A 20,004-nucleotide genomic window follows, 5' to 3' on the forward strand; every position below is an offset into this window, starting at 1 on the left:
GCGTCGGCGGCGCGACCGCGAAGCCTTGCGACGCAAGGCCGACGCACGAGTCAGGGAATATTTTCCGGTTGCGGCGACACGCGTGCACCCGCCTTTGCCGCGCGAATTCGCATGCTTGCCGAAGCGAAATGTTTCACGTCCTTTACATGCGCCGGACGCCGCCGCGCGGGACGAGGCCGGCGTCGCCGGGCAGGACGCTCAGCCGACCCGGCAATGCCCGGCGTCGCCCGGCGGCGCGCCGCCGTTATCCCCGTTGTCGCCGGGATCGCCGTGGTGGTTGTCGTGATCGTTCAGCCCGTGCTCGATCATCATCCGGTAGAGCGTCACGCGCGAGATGCCGAGTTCGGCGGCCGCCTTGTTGATCCGGTGATCGTTGCGCAGCAGCGCATTCTCGATCGCGGTGCGCTCGGCCAGCGCCCTCGCCTGCTCGAGCGTCACGGGCTCGGTTTCGCCGGGCGTGTCGAGGCCGAGATCGTGCGGCGTCAGCAGCCGGCTTTCGGCCATCACGATCGCGCGCCGCACGCGGTTGATCAGCTCGCGCACATTGCCGGGCCATTCGTAGCGCCGCATCGCATCGAGCGCGGCCGACGTGAAGCCGCTGATCTTGCGGCCGCTGTCGGCCTTGTATTTCTGCAGCACGTAGTGCGCGAGGATGTCGATGTCCTTGCCGCGCGCGCGCAGCGGCGGCTCGTGGATGCGCAGCACGCACAGCCGGTGATAGAGATCCGCGCGGAACCGTCCGGCCTCGACCGCGCCGTCGAGATCGACGTGCGTCGCCGAGATGATCCGCACGTCGACCGCGATCGATTCGTGGCCGCCGAGCCGTTCGATCCTCCCTTCCTGCAGGAAGCGCAGCAGGCTCGCCTGGCTTTCGACCGGCATGTCGCCGATCTCGTCGAGAAACAGCGTGCCGCCGTTCGCCGACTCGATCCGGCCCGCGCGCCGCTGGTTCGCGCCGGTGAACGCGCCGCGCTCGTAGCCGAACAGTTCCGACTGCAGCAGATGATGCGGAATCGCGCCGCAGTTGATCGCGACGAACGGCCCCTTGCCGCGGCCGGAACGCTCGTGGATCGCGAGCGCCGTCAGTTCCTTGCCGGTGCCCGACTCGCCGGAGATGAACACGCTCGCGTCGGTCTTGGCGACCTTGCGGATCGTGCTGAACAACTGCTGCATCGCCTCGCAGTTGCCGATCATGCCGTGCTCGCCGATCGACGCCGCATACGCCGCGCCGTCGACGCGATCGAGCGCGGCCATGCCGCGCGCATGGCCGAGCACGTGCGAAATCCATTCGTAGGGCAGCGGCAGCGTCACGTAATCGAAACAGTAGCTGCGGATCAGTTCGCGCACGGCCGGGCCGATCGTCACGCCGGCCTGCGCGATCGAGATCCAGCCGATCGCCGGCTGGCTCAGGCACGCCTTCAGCGCCGGATAGTCGCGCGACGTGAACCCCGTGAAATCGACGAGCCCCGCGGCGACGCTCACGCCGGACGTCATGTTCTGCGCGGCGCCGGCCGTCTTCGCGACCGACACTTCCCAGCCCAGCCCGCGCAGTTGCGCGAGCAGCGGTTCGTCGGGCGTGCGCATGATCGCGAACAGCCTGCGTCCGGCCTCGGGGGCGGTGACGGACACCGGCGGCATGTCGGGCGCCGCCCTCCCGTTTGCGTCGGGTGACCTTGCAACCATCGTTGTTCCCCGCTTGGCGTTGGTATCGTGCGCCGGCTCGCCGCCGCATAAGACGGACTTCGATCGAACCGACATATTGGCCGCATTTTCCGCCGAATAAAATCCCCCCGCTCAATAATCGCGGATGGCGACGGGATCCTTCATGAACGGTATATCGATGCCGGCGACGCGCGGCTAGATGGGTGTTATCCCGGTGGCATGACGGGCGCGAACCCCGAAGGGGACGACGTCCGGCGCCGGAAGCCGCGCCGGCATTGGCGCGCGGCGTCCACGCGGGTGGCGGGACGGGACCGGCGGCGCGGAAGTGCGCGCCGTGCGGCGCCGGCCAGTTGCCCACGCATCTGCATGCGCAACCGGTTCCGCTTGATTTCGATCAGTCGTCAGACAAGCTGCGGCGATGTGCGGACGCAACACGCCCCGCCGCCGTCACACGGGGGCCGCACGGCCGTGCGCTCAGCGGCCCGATGCGAGCGGCGTCAGCGCGTTCGCGCGGCCGCGCCCCGACGGCGCGTCACCGTGATCGCCGTACGCGGCGACGAGCGCGTCGACGCGCGCGAGATGGTGACGATTGTCGTGGTCCCACGGATGGAAGCCGGGCCGGAAATAGCTGAGCCATTCGCCGGCGATGCGCGGGAACAGCCCGCGGCGCGGCCCGTACAGGAACGCGATCATGCGCAGCATCCCGCGCAGCCGGTGCCCGGCCGCGCGATCGCGCCACAGCAGCGTCACGTGCATCAGGAACACGGTCGGCCAGAACGTCAGCGTGGTCACGACGTATACGCCGATGCGAATCAGGTAGCGGCGCAGGCCCGGTTTCATCACGGCATTCCAGACGTCGAACGACACGGCCTTGTGTTCGGTTTCCTCGAGCGCATGCCACACCCACATCTGGCGATAGCCTTCGACCGAACCGGCAAGCCGCGTCGGATCGCGCAGGATCCAGTCGGCGAGCATCGCGGTGTAGTGTTCGGCCGCCACCGTATGCGCGAGCTGCACCGAGTGCGGCAGCACGCGCTTCATGATACCGAGCACCTTCCATACGCGCTGGTCGAGCTTGCGTGCGGGCAGCCGGTTCGCCTGCATCAGCTCGTTGTATTCGACGTGCTCGCGCGTGTGCATCGCCTCCTGGCCGATAAAGCCGAGCACCTGCCGCTTCAGCACCGGATCGTCGATCCGGTCGCGATAGTTGCGCACCGAATCCATGAAGAAACGCTCGCCGGCCGGAAACAGCAGCGACAGCGCATTGAAGAAATGAGTCACATGCGACCCGAGGCCATGCCAGTCCTTCGCGCGTTCGACCGGCAGGTCGAAGCGCAGGTCGCGACGCACCGGCATCACCTCGGCGGCGGTAGCGTGAGCGGCTGACTTCATGTTTGTCGTTCTCCTTGCTTCGGGGCGGCGCGGCAAGCCGGCGGCCGATCGCGCCCCGCCAAAATCTTGACATCGATAACTGTAAAGATAGGCGCCGACCGCCTGCGCGCGCAAGCCGCGCGGTAGATGCGCGCTTCCAAACGGGGCACGGTCGGGGAGACGGAAAAAACGGCGCTCGAACGGCGCCGGGATCGAACGCGATTCGAACGCGCGCGCATGCAGGCGCGCCGCGGAGAGCGGCTGCCGATACGGCGCACCGGCGGCATGCCAGCCCCGTGCGACAGGCCTCTCGCGGAATCCGGCAGATGACGTGCGGCGCGGAATCGACCGCCCGGACCGCCGCAATTCATACGCATTGCGCATCCGCGCCGCGCAGCGCGGTTTCGATGGCCGTCGAACGATTCAAACAGGCGTTCCATTGGTGCGCGGACGACACGCGCCTTCACCATCGTCGCGCGCCGCGCGACCGGGCGCCGGGCCAGCTGCGACGGCCGTCGGCGCGCTCGCCTACAATAGCGGTTTTACCCAACCCTCTCAGGAGAAGTCATGTCTGTGATCACGACCGAATCGGGCCTCAAATACGAGGACCTGACCGAAGGCACCGGCGCGGAAGCGCAAGCGGGCCAGACCGTCAGCGTCCACTACACGGGCTGGCTGACCGACGGTCAGAAATTCGATTCGAGCAAGGACCGCAACGACCCGTTCGCGTTCGTGCTCGGCGGCGGCATGGTCATCAAGGGCTGGGACGAAGGCGTGCAGGGCATGAAGGTCGGCGGCGTGCGTCGCCTGACGATCCCGCCGCAACTCGGCTACGGCGTGCGCGGCGCCGGCGGCGTGATTCCGCCGAACGCGACGCTCGTGTTCGAAGTCGAGCTGCTCGCCATCTGACGCCCGCGTCGGCCGACGCCTCCGATGGAACACCTCCCGTCTCCCGCCGTCGCACTGCGCCGCTACGACATGCTCGAAGCGTCGGACGTGCACGATTTCCATCAGATCGTGCTCGGCGTGGACGGCGCGATGGTGATGGCGGTGGACGGCGTCGGCCAGCGCATCGACCGGCACGCGGCCTGGCTGATTCCGGCCGGCGCGCGCCACGATTACGCGGGCCTCGGCGACAATCGCCAGCTCGTGCTCGATCTCCCCGCTGCGTCGCTCGCGGTGCCGCGGCAATTGTTCGATCGCGCACGCGCCGTGTCGATCGATCCGGCGCTGACGGCGCTGGTCGCGCAACTGGCCGCGGCCGCCGCGCAATTCGGCACGCCGGACGGCGACCCGCAGCGCGCGGCCGCGCACCGTTTCCACTGGCAGGCCGCCGCGCGGCTGTGCGGCGCGCTGCTCGACGACAGCGGCATCGAGATGCCCGCCGCAGGCCTCGATTTCGCGCGCATCGACCGCTGGCTGCGCGCGCGGCTCGCGGAGCCGCTGCGCATCGCCGATCTCGCCGCGCACTGCGGCTACGGGATGCGGCGGTTTCATCAACTGTTCGTCGACGCGTTCGGCGAAACGCCGCATCGCTACCTGCAGCGACTGCGGCTCGACGCGGCGGCGGTGCTGCTCGCCGAAGGGCGGCATCCGCTGATCGACATCGCGGGCAGCGTCGGCTTCGCGGACCAGAGCGCGTTCACGCATGCGTTCACGAAGCGGTTCGGCGTTGCGCCGGGACGCTGGCGCGGCGACCGGCACTGAAGGCGCGGAGCGCCGTTACTCGACGCTTCACGCCCCGCTGAAACATCGCCTCGGCACCCGGCCTACGATGGGGCCATGGATACGACCACACCTTCCCCCGTGCACTTCCCGCCTGCGCTCGCGCGCATCGTCGCGACCGTCAGCGTCGGCTTCGTCGTCACGCAGCTCGACGTGACGATCGTCAACATCGCGCTCGCGCATCTCGCCGCGGACCTGCGCCTGACGGTCGCCGGGCTGCAATGGGTCGTCGACGCGTACACGCTCGCGTTCGCGGTGCTGATGCTGTCGGGCGGCGTACTCGGCGACCGCTTCGGCGCGCGCCGCCTGTACGTCGCGGGCCTCGCGTTGTTCGCGCTCGCGTCGCTCGCCTGCGGCGCCGCCACCGCGCCCGCGATGCTGATCGCGGCCCGCGCGCTGCAAGGCGTCGGCGCGGCGGCGATGCTGCCCAATTCGCTCGTGCTGCTCAACGACGCCTGCCGGCACGACCCGCGCCTGCGCGCGCGGGCGGTGAGCGCGTGGACGGCCGCGGGCGCGATCTCGATCGCGGCCGGCCCGGTGGTCGGCGGCCTGCTGATCGCGGCGTCGGGCTGGCGCGGCATCTTCCTCGTCAATCTGCCGCTGTGCGCGGCGGGGCTCGCCGCCGCGCTCGCATGGATACCCGCGCGCCGCGACGACGCGTCGCCGGACAGGCCGGCCGCGCGTACGCTCGACCTGCGCGGCCAGCTCGTCGCGATCGCGATGCTGACCGCGCTGACCGCCGCCGTGATCGAATGGCGGCCGCTCGGCTTCGCGCATCCGGTCGTCGCCGGCGGCTTCGCGCTGGCGGCGCTGGCCGCGCTCGCGTTCGTCGCGGTCGAGTCGCGCGCCGCGATGCCGATGCTGCCGCTGTCGCTGTTTCGCCGCCGCACGTTCGGCGCGGCCGTGCTGTTCGGGATCTGCGTGAACCTCACCTACTACGGCACCGTGTTCGTGCTGGCGCTGTACCTGCAGCGCGTGCGCGGCGAATCGGCGTGGCAGGCCGGCCTCGCGTTCCTGCCGCTGACCGGCGGCTTCCTGCTGTCGAATCTCGCGAGCGGCCGCGCGATCGCGCGTCACGGCCCGCGCGTGCCGATGCTCGCGGGCGCGCTCGTCGCCGCGCTCGGCTACGGGGCGCTGCACGTCGTCGATGCGTCGACGCCGCTGCCGATCCTGCTCGTGCCGTTCCTGCTGATTCCGTCGGGAATGGGTTTCGCGGTGCCCGCGATGACGACGGCCGTGCTTGCGTCGGTCGCGCCCGAGCGCGCCGGCATCGCATCGGCCGTGCTGAACACCGCGCGGCAGGCCGGCGGCGCGATGGGCGTCGCCGCGTTCGGCGCGCTGGCGGGCGGCGGCGCGACCTCGCAGGTCGTGAGCGGACTGCGGATCGAAACCGCCGTGTCGGTCCTGCTGCTGATCGCCGCCGCGCTGCTGGCCACGCTCGTGCGACCGGCTGCGCATCGCGGCGCATCGCACGCCAATCGCACGTTGCAGGCGACCGACTGACCGCCGAAGCTCAATCTTCTCCGGGGTCCCGCTCGATCGGATGACGTCACGGGAACACGTTGTCCTTGAGCCGCCGCTCGCCTGGACCGCCATGAACTGGAGTTTCGGGTGGAGCGCCTGCAGCGCTTCGAGTTCGGCAACCTCGCCCCATGTTTCGCCGAAGTAACGCACATGCAAGCCGGCCCGCATCGGCGCGACGGGGACGTGGTTGAAATCGGTCGACCACAGCGGCTCGGCATGATCGCGCCTGTCGTCCGCGTTCTCGCGTTCGCAGTAGTCGTCGATGCGGCGTTGCAGGTCGAGCAGGCGTCGATAGCCGGCGCTTTGCAGCGGACCGGTCATCGGAACACAGCCCCGTTCAACGATGACCGGGCCAGTCTATCCGACCTTCCGCACCAGCGTCTCCGCCGCCTTCACCGGCCGGCCGTCGTCGTGCCGGAGCGCGAGCTTGCGCAGCGCGCGGCCCGTATTGCGGTCGATCAGCACCGAATGCGGCTCGCCGCGCTCGAACAGGTTCGCCTCGCCCCATTGCCGCAGCATCACGATCACCGGGAACAACCCCTCGCCCTTCTTCGTCAGCGCGTACTCCTGATATGCGGTGCCGTCCGATGCCGGCACGATCTCGAACACGCCGGCGTCGACCAGCATCCTGAGCCGGTCGGACAGGATATTGCTCGCCACGCCGAGGCTCGCGCGGAAATCGCCGAAGCGCCGCACGCCGTCGAACGCGTCGCGCACGATCAACAACGCCCAGCGGTCGCCGACGATGTCGGTCGCGCGCGCCACCGGGCACGGCGAATCCGCAAGACTTTTCTGCCTGGCCATGTTGCTCCCCGCTGTCGTGCCGGCCGCCTGCTCGGCGGTGCCGGCCATCGGTGCGCCGGCCCCGCGCCCGCGCACAACACGTTGCATTTTAAAACTACTTTTCCTACACTCACACTACTTTCAATTTGCAACCAGTTTGCGCGAGGCTCAAGATGGATTCTTCCTGCCGGTCGGGCGCCGTTCCGGCGAACGCGGCGCGCTGCGTCGAGGACGGCCGCCTCTCCGGCGCGCGCGTCGCGCTGCTGGCGGTCTGCTGCGCGGCGAGCGTCGCGAACGTCTACTACGCGCAGCCGCTGCTCGATTCGATCGCGCGCGACTTCGGCGTGTCCGACGCGGCGATCGGCGGCGTGATCACGGCCACGCAGCTCGGCTGCGCGCTCGCGCTGCTGTTCGTCGTGCCGCTCGGCGACCTGCTGAACCGCAAGCGGCTGATTTCGGTCCAGCTGGTGTTGCTGGCGGCGGCATGCATCGGCGTCGCCGCATCGACGGCGCGCATTGCGCTGCTGGCGGGAATGGTTGCGCTCGGGCTGCTCGGCACCGCGATGACGCAGGGGCTGATCGCGTGCTCGGCCGCGCTCGCGGGCGCCGGCGAACGCGGACGCGTGGTCGGCGCCGCGCAGGGCGGCGTCGTGATCGGCCTGCTGACCGCGCGCTCGCTGGCCGGCGTCGTGACCGATCTGGCCGGCTGGCGCGCGGTCTATCTGGTATCGGGTGCGCTCGCGATCGCGATGCTGGTCGCGCTGTCGCGCCTGCTGCCCGCTCGCGACGCACCGCGCGAGCGCATCGGCTACGCGGCGCTGCTGCGCTCGATGGTGTCGCTGCTGCGCGACGAACGCACGCTGCGCGTGCGCGGCGCGATCGCGCTGCTGATGTTCGCGGCGTTCGGCATCTTCTGGAGTGCGCTCGTGCTGCCGTTGAGCGCGCCGCCGCATGCGATGTCGCATACGCAGATCGGCGCGTTCGGCCTGGTCGGCGCGCTGGGCGCGGCGGCCGCCGCGCGCGCGGGCCGGCTCGCGGATCGCGGGCTCGGCGAAACGACGACCGGCGCGGCGCTCGCGCTGCTCGCATGTTCGTGGCTGCCGATCGCGTTCGCGCAGACGTCGATTCCGCTGCTGGTGGTCGGCATCGTGCTGCTCGACGTCGGCGGACAGGCCGTCCACGTCGTCAACCAGAGCATGATCCTCGGCGCGCGCGCCGACGCGCATGCACGCCTCGTCGGTTGCTACATGCTGTTCTATTCGGCCGGCAGCGGGTTCGGCGCGATCGCGTCGACGCTCACGTATGCGCATGCCGGATGGACCGGCGTCTGCGTGCTCGGCGCAGCGGTGAGCGTGGCCGCGCTCGGCGTGTGGGCCGCGACGCTGAAGCGCATGTAATGCGACGGGCGCTTCGGCGCCGCGCGTTTGCGGGCCCCCGTCGTCGTGCGCGCACAGCCGCGCCCGCCTGCCCTCGACGCGGCACGCTCCAACATGCGACGCGCGGGCCGGCTCGACACCTTCGCGCCGGCCCGCGCATCATGCAACACGTCGGCCGCTCAACCGGCCGCGCGGATCGCCTCCTCGTACACGCCGGCCACGCGCCGCGCGATCACCGCGTTGTCGAAATGCTCGCGCGCATAGCGCTTGCACGCGTCCTCGTCGGGCAGCGCGATCGCACCCGACAGCGCCGCGCCGAGCCCTTCCGCGATCGCGTCCGCGCCGGTGGACGGCAGCACCAGATCGCTCGACAGGCCGGCCACCGCCTCGGGCAGGCCGCCGACCGGCGTGACCAGCACCGGCGTGCCGGACGCGAGCGATTCGACGGTGATCAAGCCGAAACCTTCGAGCGCGACCGTCGGCACGACGCTGACCGTCGCCGCGCGATACAGCGCCGCGAGATGCTGGTCGGGCACGAAGCCGAGCAGCTTCACGTTGTCCTGCAAGCCGGCCGCGTCGATGCGCTGCTGCAGTTCCTCGGCGATCTTGCCCTTGCCGGCGATCAGCAGCAGCACGTCCGGATGACGGCGCTTGACGATCCCGATCGCGTCGATCAGATCCTCGAGCCCCATGCGGCGCACGAGCCGGCGCACGGCCAGCACGATCGGCCGGTCCTGCGGCAGTTGCAGCTTGTGTCGCGCCTCGCCGGGCGTGAGCGGCGTGTCGAACTGCGCGGTGTCGACGCAGCCCGGAATCACGCGCACGCGCGACGGATCGATCCCGTAGCGGTTCGTCAGAATCTGGCCGAATGCCTGCGACAGCACGATCAGCCGCGACGAACGCGTGTACACGGCCTGTTCGAGATAGCGCTTCGCGCGCTGGCCGAGCGACGCGGCGCCCTCGACCTGGCTCTCGTCGGCCCACGGGCCCTGGAAATGCGACACCTGCGGAATCCCGCGCGTCACGTCGAGGCCCGGGAACGTGTACAGCGCGAAGTGCGACGAGATCACGTCGGGCCGCGCGGCGCGGATTTCGTCGCGCAGCGCGCGCCGCGCCGCGAGCATGCGCCGCGCGAGCGGCTGCGATGCGGGCCCGAAGCCCTGGATCGCGCCGCCGGTGTCGTCGGCGACCTTCGGCGAGCCCGCGACGAGCCCGCGCACCTCGACGCCCGCGCCCGGCAGCGCGCCGACGAGCGAGTAATACATCCGGTCGAGGCCGCCCGCGCGTTCGGGGAACCAGTGCATGCCGATCTGCAACGATTTGATCGGCCGGGAAGATTGGGACATCACGATTGCTCCTGCGTGACCGCATGCTCGACGCGTTCGAACGCGCTCGGCTGCGAGGGTTGGCCGATGCGCCGGTAAAGCGCGACGTACTGGGCGCCCATGTGCGCCCAGCCGAAACGGGTCATCAGTTCACGCGCCGCGTCGCCCATCGCGCGACAGGTGTCGCGCGACGCGGCAAGCGAGCCGATCGCCTGCGCGAGCGCGGCCGGATCGTCCGGATCCTCCAGCACGATCCCGCAGTCGCGCGTGATGATCTCCGCACCGCCCGCCGTGCGTGCGGTGACGACCGGCAGGCCGGCCGCCATCGCCTCCAGCAGCGACAGGCTCATCGCTTCGTAGCGCGACGGAAAGACATATGCGTCGACCGAGCGCATCAGCGTCGGCATGTTTTTCACGAGCCCGAGGAAATGCACGCGTGCGTCGAGCCCGAGCGAGCGTGCCTCGTCGGGATACGGGCTGCCGGGCAGATAGCCGGCCACCGCGAGATGGACGTTGGCCGGCAGCTTCGTCAGCGCTTTCAGCACGGTGCCGAGGTTCTTGCGCGGCGTGCGCAGGTCGCCGACGAACAGCAGCAGGAACGCGTCGTCCGGCAGCTTGAACGCCACGCGGTCGGCCTGCGCGCCCGCGAATGCGCTGCCGTCGACGCCGTTGTAGATCACGCTGATCTTGCGGCTGTCGATGCCGAGCCCGGCGATCTCGTCGGCCACCTTCTGCGACACCGCGGTGATCGCGCGCGAGCGCCGGTAGGCCCAGCGTTCGAGCGAGGTGTTCACGCGCGTGTACACGTACTGGTACGCGGACCACAGCCCCTTGGTGAGCCCGAACGGATAGTACGGACTCTTGAACCAGCCGCCGTGCACGAAGTGCGCGGTATTCACGTCGGCCTTGATCCACGAGATGAAGCCGTTCACGTGCAGCACGTCGTATTCGGCGCGGTGCGCACGCAGCCATCCGGCGCTCTTCAGCGCGAACACCTGCTGCTTGACGAGGTTCGACGGCCAGAAGCCGCCGACCTTCACCGGCACCCAGCGCACGCGCGAATCGGCCAGCAGCTCGGGCGCGACATGCGACGCGACGAGCGTGACCTGGTAGTTCTCGGCCAGCGCCGCGCGCGCGATTTCGTAATTGACGCGGCCCTGCCCGTCGTTATGACGCACGGTGTGCGTGACGATCGCGATTCTCAATGGTCGCCTCCCCGTAAGCGCGCGGCGACCAGCAGGCGTTGCGCCTTCTGCCAGTGCGCCGCGGAAAGTATCGAAAAAATGGCCGTGAACAGCAGCAGGCCGCCCGTGCCGATCAGCGAGTTGGTGAACACGAGCATCGCGAACACCGACAGGCACAGGCTCAGGCACGCGCCGACGAACTTGTCCTTGCGCAGCTTGAACGCCGCGCGCAGCGTGCGGCCGAGCAGCATCGCGACGCCCGCGAGATACAGCAGCGTGCCGGGCCAGCCGAGCACGAACGGCACGTTCATCACGCCGCTGTCGAAGCTGCCGTACTTGCCGAGCTCGCCGCTGTCGCTCGACAGCTTGGTCGACGCGCCGGTCGCGCCCATCCCTTCGCCGGCGACGTCGGTAAACGCCGTCTGCGCGAACGTGGCGTAGAACTTGTTGCGGTCGTCGTAGCTGCGGTCGTCCTTCAGGTTCGTGATCGACTGCAGGCGCTGGCCGAGCCGGTCGGCGACCGGGCCGACGGTCAGCAGCGGCACGCACAGCCCGACCAGCACGACCCCGCTGATGAGGATCCGCATCCGCACGCGGTTGCTCGACTGCACGAGCTGGATCGCGAGCGCGATCACCCAGCCGCCCCAGGTCGAGCGCACCAGACACAGCGCGAACGACACGAAGCCGGCCGCGCCCGCGAACCAGCGCACGCGCTGCGGCGCCGCGAACACGAACACCAGCGCGCCCATGATCGCGAACGCGAACGGCCCCGACGAATTCATCGTGCTGAACACGCGCACGCCGTACGGCACCGGCTCGCCCTGCGAGCCCATGTCCGAGCCGACCATCCACAGCACGTCCCACTGCGGCATCACGAAGTACTGGACGACCCCGTACAGGCCCATCACCAGCATGCCCCACATGAAGGTGGACAGCAGCACGTCGCGATACTCGGGGTAGTCGCGCGAGTTGACCATGATGTGAAAGCCGATCAGCACCGGATACAGCCAGTTCGCCATGTCGTAGGTCGCGGCCATCACGCCGCTCGACACGATCCCGACGAGATACGCGTAGGTCAGCCCGAACAGGATCAGCAGGATCGGAATCCCGCGCCGCTGCGCGAGCACGCGGTAGTGCCGCAGCAGCCCGAGGCCGGCGATCATCGTCACCGCGAGCGGTGCGACCTGGATCAGGCTGGTCGGCGTGAACGCACCCTTCGACCAGTCGGCCAGACGCCGCACTTCGGGACTCAGGAACCACACCCACCACATGAAGCCGACATAGCGCGCCGGGCTCTTGAAATACAGCCAGAGGCCGACCGCGATCGCGAGCACCGGGAACGCGAGCGTCAGCACCTTGCCCTGGTGCACGGCAATCAGCGCGGCCGTAACGCCCCACAGCCCGGCCTGCCCGGCCCAGTGCTTCGGCTCGGCAAACCAGCGGCGGGAACGCGACGGCGCGCGGTCGGCGGCAATCGTGCTCATCGTTCCGACACTCACTGCGACGAAGGACGGGAATCCGCGAGCGGCATCGCGAGGCCGGCCGGCGCGGGCGTATGGCGCCGCCGCAGCAGGTCGCGCGTGATCCGCACGTGCTGCTCGGCGAACGCCTGCGTGGTCAGGTCGCGTTCGCGCAGGCGCGCGGCCGCGGCCTGCGCACAGGCGAGCGCGGCAGCCGGATCGGCGACGAAGCGGTCTGCGGCCTGACGCAGCGCCTGCGAGTCGAACGGCGGCACATACGCGGCCGTGTCGTGCGGGAAGTAGTCGCTGAGCCCGCCGACGTCGGACACGATCATCGGCTTGCCGACCGCCGCCGCCTCCAGCATCACGGTGATGCCCGACGCGTGGAAGTTCGGCCGCAGCGGCACGACGATCACGTCGGCCCATGCATACAGCTCGTGCTGCTTCGCGAGCCCCGACGCGGAACCGATCTTCACGTTCGGCGCGTGCCATTCGCGCGGCACGCGGCGGCGCGTCGCGAGCCGCACGTCGTAGCGCTCGTCGCCGCCGAACGCGGCGAGGAAGGTGCGCCAGTCGCGATCGCGGTCGTTGCCGATCGCCGCGATCCTGAGCGGCCGGTTCGGGCGCCACGCCTGCGGCTCGACCGGCGGGAAGTCCTGCGTGTTCAGCCCGTAGTAGACGAACTCGGCATCGCGGCCGAGGTAGCGGCGGCACAGCTCGGCGTTGTCGCGCGCAAGCGTGGTCAGCACGTCGGCGCGCGCGAGCAGCTTGCGGTACAGCCAGCGGCGCGGGCCGCCGAAGCCGCCCCACTTGTCGAACAGCCACACGCTCTGCGCAAGCAGCAGCGGCCGCTTGCCCTGCGCGCCCGCGAGCTTCAGGATCAGCGCCGCGGCCAGATGCTCCTGCTCGGTATGCGTCCAGATCACGTCGGTATTCAGCAGCGCGGCGCGATTGCGCCACGCATGCACGACGTCGAAGCCGAGCGCGGCCTTCAGCGCGCGGCGCGCGACGCTCGCGACGCGGTTCTCGCGCCGGTCCTGCGAATAGGTCAGCCGGAACTCGTCGGACTCGGCGTGGTGATAGCCGTACAAGCAGCCGATGTTCTCGCCTTTCCGGTAGGTACGCGGATCGGCGCCGTAAAACAGGTGGACGTGAACTTTCGTCGTGGTCATGCAAGCCCTCCGGAGGCGGCCGCGCGCGCTGCGCGCAGCCCGTTCAAGACGTCACCGGCGGCATCGCCGCACGGGTGGGGGCAAGGTTCGCGCGGCGCGCATCGCGCGCGCCGCGGCGCACCGCGCGCCAGTGCTCGCGCACGCGATCGCGGCGCGCGGTATGCAGCGACAGCAGCAGGTGCGCGAGGCCCGGATAGACGCGCGTGCCGACCAGCGTCCACCACCACCATGCGATTTCGCGCCGCACCGGCGGCAGATGCTCGCGCAGGATCAGGTGCAGGTTGAACGCGCCGTTGCTGATCGCATTCAGCGACGCCGCGTCGCGCCGGTCGTCGTCGAAGCGCTCGGCCGGGAAATGGTCGACGGCGATCGCCGGGTCGTACACGAGCTTCCAGCCGTCGCGCTGCACGCGCATGCTGAATGCCATGTCGTTGTGCACCTGCGCGCCGGCGCCGCGCAGCCGCGTGTCGAAGCGCAGCCGCTCGATCGCGGCGCGGCGGTAGCTCATGTTCGCGCCTTTCAGCATGTCGACTTCGCGCAGGCCGCCGACCCCGAGGTGATGATTGCCGACGATCTTGCCCGACAGCGTGAGCTGGCCGACGCGTTCGCGCGACTCGTCCAGCACGCGGCCCTTCTCGTGGACCCAGTCGCGCCCGCCGATCGCACCGACGCGCGGATCGGCGGCGAAGCCGGCCTCGATGCGCGCGAGCCAGTCGGCGCGCGGCGCCGCATCGTCGTCGGTGATCGCGACGATGTCGCCGCTCGCCGAGTCGAGCCCCTTGTTCAGCGCGGCGACCTGCCCCGGCACGTCGACCGGCACGACGCGCAGCGGCAGCGCACCGCCGACCGACGGATCGGCGAGGCGTTCGTGCGTGGCATCGTCCTCCGGGCGCGCGACGACGATCACCTCGTCGGGCAGCCGCTGCTGGCGCTGCAGGGCCAGCAGGCAGCGCGCGAGGTCGGCCGGGCGCCGGTAGGTCGGAACGAGCACGGAAATTTTCATGTTGGGTTCTCCATTCGGCCGGACCGGCACGGCAGCGCCGGCCCGGTTTCGTCCATCGCGATCACGCGCTCAGGTATTCGTGCACGGCCGCATAGCCGCGACCGTAACCGCGCGTCTTCGGCGGCACGCCGTTGAAGATTCCGCCTTCGAGATCGACGCCCGCGGTGCGCAGCCGCTTGATCGCGTCGGCGATCTCGCCTTCGGTGTGCATGCCCGCGCGCAGCACCAGGAAGGTCGCACCCGCCATGCGGCCGATAATCGTCGCGTCGGTCACCGCCAGCACCGGCGGCGAATCGATCAGCACGACGTCGTAGCGCTTGCCGAGGCCTTCGAGGTACTGCGGCAGGCGCGTCGACATCAGCAGCTCGGACGGGTTCGGCGGGCGCGTGCCGGCCGAGATGAACGACAGGCCCTGCACCGGCGTCTCGCGAACCGCATCCTCGAGCGCCGACTGGTCGCTCAGCAGTTCGGACAGGCCCGGCTGCGCGGTCAGCCCGAAGTAGCGGTCGAGCATGCCGCGGCGCATGTCGGCGTCGATCAGCAGCACGCGCTTGCCCGAATGCGCAAGGAGCACCGCGAGGTTGACCGTCAGGAAGCTCTTGCCGATGCCGGGCGTCGGGCCGGTCAGCACGATCACGCGGTTTTTCGCATCCATCATCGCGAACTGCATCGCGGTGCGCAGGCTGCGCAGGCTTTCGACGCTGAGATCCTTCGGGCGCAGGCTCGCGAGAATCGGCCGCGTGCGGCCGCCGCCCTTCTCGGCCGCCGCGTCGAGCTTCACCTGCTCGGCGCTTTGCGGCACCAGCCCGTACAGCGGCAGATTGAAGGTGCGCTCGACGCGATCCGGATCCTCGATGCCCTGGAACAGGTTGCGGCGCAGGAACACGACGCCCGTGCCGAGGATCAGCCCGAGGAACACCGCGGCCGACAGGATCAGCACCTTCTTCGGCTTGACCGGGTCGCCCGGACGCAGCGCCGAGTCGACCAGGTGGATGTTGCCGCCCGTGCCGGCCTTCTGCACCGACAGTTCCTGCACGCGGTTCAGCAGCAGCACGTAGATGTCCTCGGCGACCTTCGCGTCGCGCTGCAGCTGCACGGCCTTCACTTCGGTCGCCGGCAGGCTGCGGAAGCGGTCGCTGTACTTCTGCTTCTCGCCTTCCAGTTCCGCGAGCTGCTGCTTCGCGGCGATCACGAGCGGATGCGAATCGGTGAAGCGCTGCGCGAGCGACGCGAGCTGCAGGCGCTGCGCGGCGATCTGCTGTTCGTACTGCACGCTGCCCTCGAGGTAGACCTTCGCCTCGTCGCTCGCGTTGATCGAACCCGAGGTGCGCTGGTACTGCGTCAGCGCCGCTTCCGCGCGTTCGAGGTCGGCCTTCAGGCGCGGCTCCTCGCCCTTCAGGAAGGCCAGCATCTTGGTCGCCTCGGCCTGCTTCGCCTCGACGTGCTGGTTCAGGTACGACTGCGCGAGCGCATTGGCGATCGCGGCCGTCTGTTCGGGATCCTTGCCTTCCAGCGAGATCTGCACGACGCCCGTCTGCTTGCCCTGCTCGGTCACCGTGATGCCTGCCTGGAAGCCGGTGATCGCGTCGAGATCGTTGTAGCGGACCACCGTGAACTGCGTGCCGGGGCGCGCGACGAGCTTCGACACCAGCAACGTCACGCCGCCGCCCTGCGCCTGATCGCCGGCGTGGCCGCTCAGCAGCCGCACACCGTTTTCGTCGACCAGCGAATAGCTGCCGTTCGGGCCGGCCGTCAGCGTCAGCTTCTTGCCCTCGAGCGCCGGCACGACGCTGACCGAGTCGACGTCGGCGATTTCGCCGCCCCACGCGTACGACTTCAGGCCGAGCCACGGCCGCGCCGGCTCGCCCGGTGTCGCCAGCCGTGCGGCGAGACTGCCGAGCAGCGGCATCGTCTTCGGCACGACCGAGAAGTTCAGCTTGAACTGCTCGACGACCGGCGCGACCACACCGCGGCTCTTGATGATCTCGATTTCGGAATCGGTCGGCGCCTGCTGCGGGCCGCTGTTGATCATCGCGCCCGTCTGCGTCTGCGTGAGCGCCTGCGACGTGTTGTCGTTGCCCTCGACCCGCACGTGCACGTCGGCCTGGTACACCGGTTTCGCGACGTAGCAGTAGAGGCCGGCGAGCGCGACGACCGTCACCGCGATGCCGAGCAGCAGCCAGATGTCGTCCATGATCACCTGGAGCAGCTGGCCGAGGACGACGTCCTCTTCCTCGGTTTTCGCGGTCAGATCCGCGTAGGAGTGTTTCGCTTGCGTGTTCACCATTCGTTCCCGCTTGAGTGGTGCCGGGGCGACGACGCCCCGGCGGATGGCCGTCCTGCGCGGCGTCAGCGCGTGATCTGCCGCATGTAGAAGATCGTCTGGATCGTCGGCAGCACCTGCTGCAGCACACGGTTGAACTGCACCGAGCTGGCCGTGCTCACGTACACGACGTCGAGCGGCTGAAGCGGGAAGCGGCTCGACAGCATCAACGCATCGGGCTGCGTCATGTCGAGGCGGAACACTTCGGGCTTCGTCGGGTTGTCGCGCATCCCGCGCATCACGTAGATCTTGCGCGGGTTCGCGTCGGTGTCGAGGATGCCGCCGCCGGCGGTCAGCGCGTCGGCGATCGTCAGCCGGCCCTTGAGCATCGGCACCGTGACCGGCGTCTTGACCTCGCCCATGATGAACACGCGGCTGTCGCTGCGGTCCGGCACGTTGACGATGTCGCCCGGCTGCAGCATCACGTTCTGCTTCACTTCGCCGCGGTCGAGCACGCCGTTCGCGTCGAGCGTGTAGAGCTTGCCGTCGCGCGTCAGGCGCACGCGCTGCAGGTCGGCCTCGGCGGTCGAGCCGCCCGAGCGCGAGATCGCGTCGACGAGCGTCAGCGGCACGTCGCTCACTGCGAGCGGGCCCGGCTGCTTCACTTCGCCCGTCACCTGCACCTTCTGGCTGCGGAACGACAGCACGCGCACGTCGAGCTGCGGATTCTTCACGTAGCGCGCCAGCTTCGACGCCATTTCGTCGCGAATCTGCGCGACCGTCTTGCCCGCGACGTGCACGCGGCCGACGAACGGGAAGAAGATCGTGCCGTCGGCGCCCACCGTCTGGCCGTACGGATCGGCCTGGCCCGGCAGCGCGGTCGTATACGGCTGCTGGAGCGCGCCCGCGACCGACTGCGTCGTGTTGCCGCCGCTCGAGAACGACTGGCCCTGCGGCGTCGTCAGTTCCGGGTGGTCCCAGACCGTGACGCCAAGGATGTCCTGCGGGCCGACGCGGTACACGTACTGCGACGGATCCGTATAGCGGCCCGGCGGCAGCGGGTGCTCGATCTGCAGCTTCTGCAGCTGATCCATCACCAGCTTGGCGTCGATGTAATGAACCGGATAGGTCTCGGCCTGACCCTGCCGGCCTTCGTCCTTCAGGTTCGACGAGTCGAGGTAGTTGCCGGGCGCGCTCGCGCAGGCCGACAGGAAGGTCGTCATCGCGACGGCAAGCGCCAGCGGGCGCATCGGGCGTTTCAGCATAGTTTTTGCAGCCATCCTTGAACCAGACGTTCGATCAGTGAGTAGCTCTCGCGATAGTCGGCCTCGGGGCCGCCATGCGGATCGGCGATTTCGGCGTCTTCCCACTTGCCGAGCAGGTGGACCTTGCCGCGCGCGAACGGATCGACCGCTTCGACGGCCGCGATCTGTCCGCGCTCGCTGACGAGAATCAGGTCGGCGTCACGCACGATCCGGCGCGACAGCGGCCGCGAACGATGCGGCGTCGCGTCGACGCCGCGTTCCGCGAGCAGCCGCCGCATCACCGGATCGATGCCGTCGCCGTCGTTCGCGTGCACGCCGGCCGAATGAAACGTCGCGCGCGGGCCGCCGCGCGACGCGGCGTGCGACTTGAACAGCATTTCGGCCGCCGGGCTGCGGCAGACGTTCGCGTGGCAGACGATCAGGATGTTCCGGAACATGGCGTGTCGTGACGATTAACGGGTAACGGTTGGCGCGCGGCTTACGCGTTCGCGCGCGCGGCGCCCGGCACGCGGGCGGCGACGGCCTGGCGCGAACCCGGGCGGCCGATCGGGTGGTATTCGATGCCCTGCTCGCTCATCGTCTCCGGCTCGTACAGGTTGCGGCCGTCGAAGATCACGGGCGACTTCCACTGGCGGCCGAGCGCGACGAAATCGGGGCTCTTGAACGCCTTCCATTCGGTGACGATCACGAGCGCGTCGGCGTCGCGCGCGGCCTGCGCCTCGTCGTCGACGAAGCTCAGGCGCTCGAGCCAGCTCGGGTGGCTCGCGAGGTCGAGCGCGAGCACGCGGCGCGCCTCCTGCTGCGCGACCGGGTCGTACGCGGCGACGCGCGCGCCGCGCGACAGCAGCTCGGCGATCAGCGCGCGGCTCGGCGCCTCGCGCATGTCGTCGGTGTTCGGCTTGAATGCCAGGCCCCAGACGCCGAACGTGCGGCCCGTCAGGTCCTCGCCGAAGCGCGCGACGATCTTGTCGGCCAGCACGCGCTTCTGGTTCGCGTTGACGGCCGACACGGCCTGCAGGATCTGCAGCGCCTGGCCGTGCTCGTCCGCGGTGCGGATCAGCGCCTCGACGTCCTTCGGGAAGCACGAGCCGCCGTAGCCGCAGCCGGCGTACAGGAAGTGATAGCCGATGCGCGGATCGGAGCCGATCCCGCGCCGCACGGCCTCGATATCGGCGCCGAAGCGGTCCGCGAGGTTCGCGAGCTCGTTCATGAACGAGATGCGCGTCGCGAGCATCGCGTTGGCCGCGTATTTCGTGAACTCGGCCGAGCGCACGTCCATGTACAGCGTGCGTTCGTGGTTGCGGTTGAACGGTGCGTACAGCTTCTTCATCAGCTCGCGCGCACGCTCGCCCGGCACGTCGTCGTCGCAGCCGATCACGATGCGGTCCGGCCGCGTGAAATCGTCGACCGCCGCGCCTTCCTTCAGGAATTCCGGGTTCGACACGACCGAGAACATCTGGTCGCTGCCGCGCTTCGCGAGCTCTTCCGCGACCGCCGCGCGCACGCGCTCGGCCGTGCCGACCGGCACCGTCGACTTGTCGACGATCACCTTGAAGCCGGTCATGTAGCGGCCGATGTTGCGCGCGGCCGCGAGCACGTACTGCAGGTCGGCCGAGCCGTCCTCGTCGGGCGGCGTGCCGACCGCGATGAACTGCACGTCGCCGTGCGCGACTGCCGCCTCGACGTCGGTCGAGAAGCGCAGGCGGCCCGCCGAGCGGTTGCGCGCGATCACCTCCTTCAGGCCCGGCTCGTGGATCGGCACGCCGCCGTTGTTCAGGATGTCGATCTTTGCCTGATCGACGTCGAGACAGAACACGTCGTGGCCGATGTCGGCGAGACAGGCGCCGGTGACCAGACCTACGTAACCGCTGCCGATGATAGTCAGATTCAT

General features: G+C 69.6%; 16 protein-coding genes. 4 read left to right on the forward strand and 12 right to left on the reverse strand.

Features of this window, described 5'->3' with window-relative positions; translation table 11 throughout:
• Positions 1-198: 198 nt before the first annotated feature.
• Together BST28156_RS25725 and BST28156_RS25730 are read right to left on the reverse strand one after the other, a co-directional pair.
• On the reverse strand, positions 199-1,683 hold the full coding sequence (locus tag BST28156_RS25725) for a sigma-54 dependent transcriptional regulator (protein ID WP_060245812.1): 1,485 nt from the start codon (positions 1,681-1,683) through the stop codon (positions 199-201).
• Positions 1,684-2,136: 453 nt separating this feature from the next.
• The gene (locus BST28156_RS25730; protein WP_174903692.1) at positions 2,137-3,054 is read right to left on the reverse strand and encodes a metal-dependent hydrolase; all 918 of its coding nucleotides are present in this window, start codon (positions 3,052-3,054) and stop codon (positions 2,137-2,139) included.
• Positions 3,055-3,600: 546 nt separating this feature from the next.
• Between BST28156_RS25730 and BST28156_RS25735 the strand changes: the two genes are divergently transcribed.
• The 3 genes from BST28156_RS25735 (at position 3,601) to BST28156_RS25745 (ending at position 6,261) form a co-directional block, all read left to right on the forward strand.
• Positions 3,601-3,942, forward strand: coding sequence for an FKBP-type peptidyl-prolyl cis-trans isomerase (locus tag BST28156_RS25735; RefSeq protein WP_069244121.1), 342 nt, complete (start codon positions 3,601-3,603; stop codon positions 3,940-3,942).
• A gap of 24 nt (positions 3,943-3,966) precedes the next feature.
• Positions 3,967-4,740 (forward strand): AraC family transcriptional regulator, encoded by a 774-nt coding sequence (locus BST28156_RS25740; RefSeq protein ID WP_174903693.1) that lies wholly within the window; start codon positions 3,967-3,969, stop codon positions 4,738-4,740.
• 75 nt (positions 4,741-4,815) lie between these two features.
• Positions 4,816-6,261, forward strand: a complete 1,446-nt coding sequence (locus tag BST28156_RS25745) for an MFS transporter (RefSeq protein WP_174903694.1) — start codon at positions 4,816-4,818, stop codon at positions 6,259-6,261.
• A gap of 378 nt (positions 6,262-6,639) precedes the next feature.
• Here BST28156_RS25745 and BST28156_RS25750 read toward each other — a convergent pair whose 3' ends face one another.
• Complete coding sequence (locus tag BST28156_RS25750) at positions 6,640-7,086, reverse strand: winged helix-turn-helix transcriptional regulator (protein ID WP_174903717.1); 447 nt, start codon at positions 7,084-7,086, stop codon at positions 6,640-6,642.
• A 152-nt stretch (positions 7,087-7,238) separates the two neighbouring features.
• Between BST28156_RS25750 and BST28156_RS25755 the strand changes: the two genes are divergently transcribed.
• Entirely contained in the window at positions 7,239-8,462 is a 1,224-nt protein-coding gene (locus BST28156_RS25755; RefSeq protein WP_174903695.1) for an MFS transporter, read from the forward strand.
• A gap of 158 nt (positions 8,463-8,620) precedes the next feature.
• Here BST28156_RS25755 and BST28156_RS25760 read toward each other — a convergent pair whose 3' ends face one another.
• The 9 genes from BST28156_RS25760 to BST28156_RS25800 all read right to left on the reverse strand — a co-directional run bounded on the left by BST28156_RS25760 (position 8,621) and on the right by BST28156_RS25800 (position 20,004).
• Positions 8,621-9,787 carry a glycosyltransferase family 4 protein gene (locus BST28156_RS25760; RefSeq protein ID WP_174903696.1) on the reverse strand — a complete coding sequence of 389 codons (1,167 nt, stop codon included), beginning with the start codon at positions 9,785-9,787 and terminating at the stop codon, positions 8,621-8,623.
• The gene (locus BST28156_RS25765; protein ID WP_174903697.1) at positions 9,787-10,971 is read right to left on the reverse strand and encodes a glycosyltransferase family 4 protein; all 1,185 of its coding nucleotides are present in this window, start codon (positions 10,969-10,971) and stop codon (positions 9,787-9,789) included. Before BST28156_RS25765 ends, BST28156_RS25760 begins: the two co-directional genes overlap by 1 nt.
• A complete protein-coding gene (locus tag BST28156_RS25770; protein ID WP_174903698.1) occupies positions 10,968-12,434 on the reverse strand; it encodes an O-antigen ligase family protein in 1,467 nt (488 codons plus the stop codon). Before BST28156_RS25770 ends, BST28156_RS25765 begins: the two co-directional genes overlap by 4 nt.
• A gap of 11 nt (positions 12,435-12,445) precedes the next feature.
• Positions 12,446-13,582: a glycosyltransferase family 4 protein gene (locus tag BST28156_RS25775; RefSeq protein WP_174903699.1), complete on the reverse strand. Its 1,137-nt coding sequence runs from the start codon at positions 13,580-13,582 to the stop codon at positions 12,446-12,448.
• A gap of 43 nt (positions 13,583-13,625) precedes the next feature.
• Positions 13,626-14,585, reverse strand: a complete 960-nt coding sequence (locus BST28156_RS25780; RefSeq protein WP_174903700.1) for a glycosyltransferase family 2 protein — start codon at positions 14,583-14,585, stop codon at positions 13,626-13,628.
• Between the two features lie 61 nt (positions 14,586-14,646).
• Positions 14,647-16,872 carry a polysaccharide biosynthesis tyrosine autokinase gene (locus BST28156_RS25785; RefSeq protein ID WP_174903701.1) on the reverse strand — a complete coding sequence of 742 codons (2,226 nt, stop codon included), beginning with the start codon at positions 16,870-16,872 and terminating at the stop codon, positions 14,647-14,649.
• A gap of 62 nt (positions 16,873-16,934) precedes the next feature.
• Positions 16,935-18,113 (reverse strand): polysaccharide biosynthesis/export family protein, encoded by a 1,179-nt coding sequence (locus BST28156_RS25790; protein WP_060245799.1) that lies wholly within the window; start codon positions 18,111-18,113, stop codon positions 16,935-16,937.
• Positions 18,107-18,550, reverse strand: a complete 444-nt coding sequence (locus BST28156_RS25795; RefSeq protein ID WP_060245798.1) for a low molecular weight protein-tyrosine-phosphatase — start codon at positions 18,548-18,550, stop codon at positions 18,107-18,109. The genes BST28156_RS25790 and BST28156_RS25795 overlap by 7 nt, the downstream gene beginning before the upstream one ends.
• A gap of 41 nt (positions 18,551-18,591) precedes the next feature.
• Entirely contained in the window at positions 18,592-20,004 is a 1,413-nt protein-coding gene (locus BST28156_RS25800) for a UDP-glucose dehydrogenase family protein (RefSeq protein WP_174903702.1), read from the reverse strand.

The sequence above is a fragment of the Burkholderia pseudomultivorans genome (assembly GCF_902499075.1).
In the GTDB taxonomy this organism is placed as follows: domain Bacteria; phylum Pseudomonadota; class Gammaproteobacteria; order Burkholderiales; family Burkholderiaceae; genus Burkholderia; species Burkholderia pseudomultivorans.